The sequence below is a fragment of the Marisediminitalea sp. genome (genome assembly GCF_984433645.1).
In genome coordinates, this window is the sequence record NZ_CFIDRX010000239.1 from 1 (window position 1) to 5161 (window position 5161).

Annotated in this window: 5 protein-coding genes; all 5 read left to right on the forward strand. The window is 49.5% G+C overall.

Features of this window, described 5'->3' with window-relative positions; translation table 11 throughout:
* The coding region (locus AC4MRN_RS19350; protein ID WP_491204230.1) for a PhoH family protein at positions 1-678 on the forward strand (678 nt) is incomplete at its 5' end.
* 7 nt (positions 679-685) lie between these two features.
* Positions 686-1159 carry an rRNA maturation RNase YbeY gene (ybeY, locus tag AC4MRN_RS19355; protein WP_073322389.1) on the forward strand — a complete coding sequence of 158 codons (474 nt, stop codon included), beginning with the start codon at positions 686-688 and terminating at the stop codon, positions 1157-1159.
* A gap of 32 nt (positions 1160-1191) precedes the next feature.
* Positions 1192-2055, forward strand: coding sequence for a CNNM family magnesium/cobalt transport protein CorC (gene corC, locus AC4MRN_RS19360; RefSeq protein ID WP_073322390.1), 864 nt, complete (start codon positions 1192-1194; stop codon positions 2053-2055).
* 5 nt (positions 2056-2060) lie between these two features.
* Complete coding sequence (gene lnt, locus AC4MRN_RS19365) at positions 2061-3569, forward strand: apolipoprotein N-acyltransferase (protein ID WP_491204231.1); 1509 nt, start codon at positions 2061-2063, stop codon at positions 3567-3569.
* An 84-nt stretch (positions 3570-3653) separates the two neighbouring features.
* The gene (locus AC4MRN_RS19370; protein ID WP_491204232.1) at positions 3654-4928 is read left to right on the forward strand and encodes a Xaa-Pro dipeptidase; all 1275 of its coding nucleotides are present in this window, start codon (positions 3654-3656) and stop codon (positions 4926-4928) included.
* Positions 4929-5161 lie beyond the last annotated feature (233 nt).

Sequence of the window (5161 nt, forward strand, 5' to 3'; positions counted from 1 at the left end):
AACCCAAATCAGGCGCAATATGTCGCCAATGTTGTTAACCATGACATTACCTTTGGTATTGGTCCTGCGGGAACTGGTAAAACCTATCTGGCCGTTGCCTGTGCCGTTGATGCCCTTGAGCGTCAGGAAATCCGTCGCATTCTGTTAACGCGCCCAGCGGTAGAAGCCGGTGAAAAACTGGGTTTCCTGCCCGGCGACCTGTCACAAAAAGTCGACCCGTATTTGCGTCCGCTCTACGATGCTTTGTTTGAAATGCTGGGGTTCGAAAAAGTCGAAAAGCTAATGGAACGCAACGTGATTGAAGTTGCGCCGCTCGCCTATATGCGCGGTCGCACGCTAAATGATGCTTTTATTATTCTGGATGAAAGTCAGAACACCACGGTGGAACAAATGAAAATGTTCCTGACCCGTATTGGCTTTAATTCCAAAGCCGTGATCACGGGTGACATCACCCAGGTTGATTTACCTCGCGGTGCGCGCTCAGGATTGCGTCATGCGATCAACGTGCTGCAGCCGGTACCTGATATCTCGTTCAATTTCTTCACCGCGGGCGACGTAGTACGTCACCCGGTAGTAGCGCGTATCGTTCGAGCTTATGAAGATTATGAAGCCGAACAAGAGCGTATCCGCATTGCCAAAAAGCAAGAAGGTAACGACAACGACAAGCGCGAAGATTAACTGAGCCATGGTTGCCATAATCGACTACCAGCAAGCCTTTGATGCCGATCAGGGCTTGCTTGCTACCTTGCCGGGAGAGGCACAGGTAACAGCATGGGCCTCTGCCGTCCTGTCTCATTTGCATATCGGCGATAAAGAAATCACCGTTCGATTCGTTAACAATGATGAATCCCAACAACTAAACAATGACTACCGCGGGAAAGATAAACCCACGAATGTGCTGTCATTCCCGTTTGAATGCCCCCCTGAAGTGCCATTGGATTTACTGGGTGATTTGGTCATTTGCGTCCCCGTTATTGCCCGGGAAGCAGAAGAGCAACAAAAACCTATTGCTCACCATTATGCCCACATGATTGTGCACGGCACCTTGCATTTACTGGGCTACGACCATATTGAAGACGCCGAAGCGGAAGAAATGGAAGGGCTGGAAATTGCGATTTTAGCCAAATTAGCCATTGACGACCCGTATCAAGACGATTAACTTTGCCTAGTAATGTAAAAATAACGGATATTATGAGCGACGATAACCCCCACTCTACCAACGGCTCCTCGGGCAAAAGTTGGTTTGAAAAACTCAAACTGTCTTTCTCCGGAGAGCCGCAAAGTAAACAGGATCTGGTTGAAGTGATCACGGAAGCCGAGCAGCGCGAGCTGATCGATCCACAGACCAGAGAAATGATCGAAGGCGTCATTGGCGTAAACGAAATGCGTGTACGGGACATTATGATCCCCAGAGCGCAAATGGTGACCATCGACATCGATCAACCCGTAGAAGAATTCCTGCCTGTTATGCTAGACAGTGCGCACTCCCGCTTCCCGGTTATCAACGAAGATAAAGACCATATCGAAGGCATCCTGCTCGCCAAAGATCTCCTGCGCTTTGCCTTCAACAATAAAGATGAGCAGCCTTTCCAACTCCGCGACGTGTTGCGCCCGGCGGTCATCGTACCGGAAAGCAAACGCGTAGACGTGCTGCTTAAAGAATTCCGCCAACAACGCTACCACATGGCCATTGTTGTAGACGAATACGGCGGTGTGTCGGGTCTGGTTACCATCGAGGATATTCTTGAGCTGATCGTCGGTGAAATCGAAGACGAATACGATACGGAAGAAGACGGTACCGATGATATTCGTCCGTTAAACAAATATACCTATTCGGTAAAAGCACTGACCCCGGTAGAAGAATTTAATCGTTTCTTTGAAACCAAATTCAGTGAAGAAGAAGCGGATACCATCGGCGGTATTGTGTTGAAGGCATTTGGCCATATGCCAGCCACCAACGATGAAATTACCATCGACAATATTCAGTTCAAAATCACCAACTCCGACAAGCGTCGTTTGGTGCAGCTCAAAGTGACACTGCCTGATTTGGAGTAATTCCCTTGCGCAAGTGGTTACCCTATCTGCTGGCCGTGCTGGCCGGCAGTTCCCTTACTTTAGCTTACGCCCCCTTTGACATCTGGTTGTTAACACCTGTTGCGTTGTGTTTAGCGCTATATCAGCTCAATAAGCAGCACGTTTCTGGTTTTAAACTGGGATGGCTGTTTGGATTAGGTTGGTTTGGTGCAGGCATTAGCTGGGTCCATGTCAGCATTGCTGATTTTGGCGGTATGCCATTATTTGCTTCGGTACTGATGATGTTAGCCCTCTGTGGCTATCTGGCGCTATATCCTGCCCTGGCCTTTCATTTTCTGAAGCGCTACTTCAGCGTTACCTGGTGGCCTTTTGCCTTGCCATTATTCTGGACGAGTGCCGAATGGTTACGCAGCTGGATGTTGTCGGGCTTCCCCTGGTTATCTGTTGGTTACAGTCAGCTAAGCGGCTGGTTAAACGGCTGGTTTGCCGCCATTGGTGAGACAGGCGTAACCGCGTTATTGGTGGGGTTGTCGGCGAGTATCGTGGCGAGCATTTACACCAGACGCTATATCGGCAGCGGTATCGTGGCCGCCATTGCAATAGCCGGTAGCGTTGGATTGAATCAGATCAACTGGACGACGCCGGTCGAGGATGTCTCTGTAGGCATGGTGCAAGGCAATATTGCTCAATCGCTACGCTGGGTACCTGAGCAGGATCAGCCAACGATGACCCGCTATGAAACCCTGACCGATCTGCTATGGGACAATGACATCATAGTGTGGCCCGAAGCCGCGGTGCCAAAACTTGAATTACTCGCACTGGAATACCTGCAAAAAATGGACGCTCGCGCTACTGAGCACGACACGGCCATTATTACCGGTGTGGTGAACTACAATTTTGAGAGCGAAGAGGCCTGGAACAATTTAATTGTGATGGGCAAGAAGTATGAGCAGGATGAAAGCGGCCATTACTATTATTTCCACGGAAACCGCTACGCAAAACACCACTTGTTGCCGGTGGGCGAATTTGTCCCCTTTGAAGATTTACTGCGCCCTCTCGCCCCTCTGTTTGACTTACCCATGTCGTCATTTAGTCGCGGTGATTTTCAGCAAACCAACCTGGTTGCAAACGGCAATCATCTGGCACCCGCCATTTGCTTTGAAATTGCCTTTCCGCGTCAGGTTGCTGCAAATTTATATGAGGACACGGATTTTATTATCACCGTAAGCAATGACGCCTGGTTTGGTGCGTCACATGGACCCGACCAGCACATGCAAATTGCACAGGTACGCGCAAAGGAATTCGGCATTCCCGTCATCCGCGCCACCAACAACGGCATCAGCGCGTTGGTTGATCACCATGGCGATATAGTTGCCCGCCTGCCACAGTTCGAAGCCGCAACGTTATCGGGCAAGTTATCCAAAGTAACCGGGTACACCCTGTACCGGCAATGGGGTGACAGCCTGGTATGGCTAATCTCACTGGCTTTGTATCTGTTTGCAGTCAGTAAACGCGCGACTCCTCGGGAAAAATAACCCGCTTGCCGATAGCAAACTTCACTTCAGGGCCTGAATTACGTTTAATAAGGGATTACTCGTAAACAGGTCTTGAAGATAACAATGAAAAAACTGGCTGCTGCGGTGTTACTTGCCGCTACCTCCACACTCTCTTTTGCGCAAACACTGGTACTCAAAGCCGATCGATTAATCGATGTTGAAAACGGCAAATTAATCTCAAACGCCGTCGTTGTCATTGAAGATGACACCATTGTGGCTGCTGGAGAAGCACGCAAAGTGACGTTCTCTAAAGGCAGTAAAATCATCGAACTTGGTGACTACACACTGCTACCCGGCTTAATGGACATGCACGTGCATTTAACCAGTGATGCCACCAAACACGGTTACAAACGCTTAGCAGACTCACTGCCCAGAGTGACGCTGACAGGCGTGAAACACGCCGAAGCGACATTGATGGCCGGTTTTACCACGGTTCGTAACGTCGGCGCACCCGGCTTTGCAGACGTTGCCCTGCGCGATGCCATTAACGATGGCGATATCACCGGCCCCCGTATGTTTGTAGCAGGCCCTTCTCTGGGTGTTACAGGCGGCCACTGTGACAACAATTTATTGCCCTATGAATACCATACTGTAAGCGAAGGGGTAGCCGACGGCCCTTGGGCAGTCCGTGAAAAAGTGCGCCGAAACATCAAATACGGCGCCACGGTTATTAAGTTCTGTGGTACCGGCGGTGTGCTGTCGAAAGGTACTAAAGTGGGTGTTCAGCAATATACCTTCGAAGAAATGCAGGCGTTGGTAGACGAAGCCCACATGCGAGGCTTAACCGTAGCAACCCATGCCCACGGTACAGATGGCATCAAAACCGCCATTAAAGCAGGTGTAGATTCGGTAGAACACGTTAGCCTGTTGGATGACGAAGCGATCAACCTGGCCCTGAAACACGGTACGTATTTCTCTATGGACATCTACGTTACCGAGTACATCCTGTCTGAAGGGGCCAAAGCAGGTATTCTGGAAGAAAGCCTGGCGAAAGAACGTATTGTTGGTCAGCGCCAGCGTGACAACTTTACCAAAGCGGTAAAAGCAGGCGTTAAAATGGTGTTTGGTTCCGATGCAGGTGTCTATCCGCATGGTGACAATGGCAAGCAATTCGCTCGCATGGTGAAGTTTGGTATGACACCCATGCAAGCCATTCAGGCCTCTACCATCAATGCTGCCACCTTGTTAAAACAACAGGAAGTGCTGGGCAGCGTGTCAGAAGGTAAAAAAGCGGATATCGTAGGCGTAAAAGGCAACCCCCTTGATGATATTTCACTACTTGAAAACGTTGGCCTTGTGGTAAAAGATGGCCAGATTGTGAAGTCTCTGGCCATGTAATTTCCTGTTTATTCGAGCGGGGAAACGCACGATTTCCCCGCTGCCTGAATAAATAGTTAAAAAAAATTTCTATCTGCACTCTTGATTTCGACCTGCGCATTCCCACATTAATTAGTACCGGGGCTTGAGTAAAAGACCGGTAAACCTGCCGCCGCAAAGCGGGGCAACTTATTAAAAACCATATTGCTTAATTTTGAGGATATGACTATGCGTACTATCGATCTATCTCCACT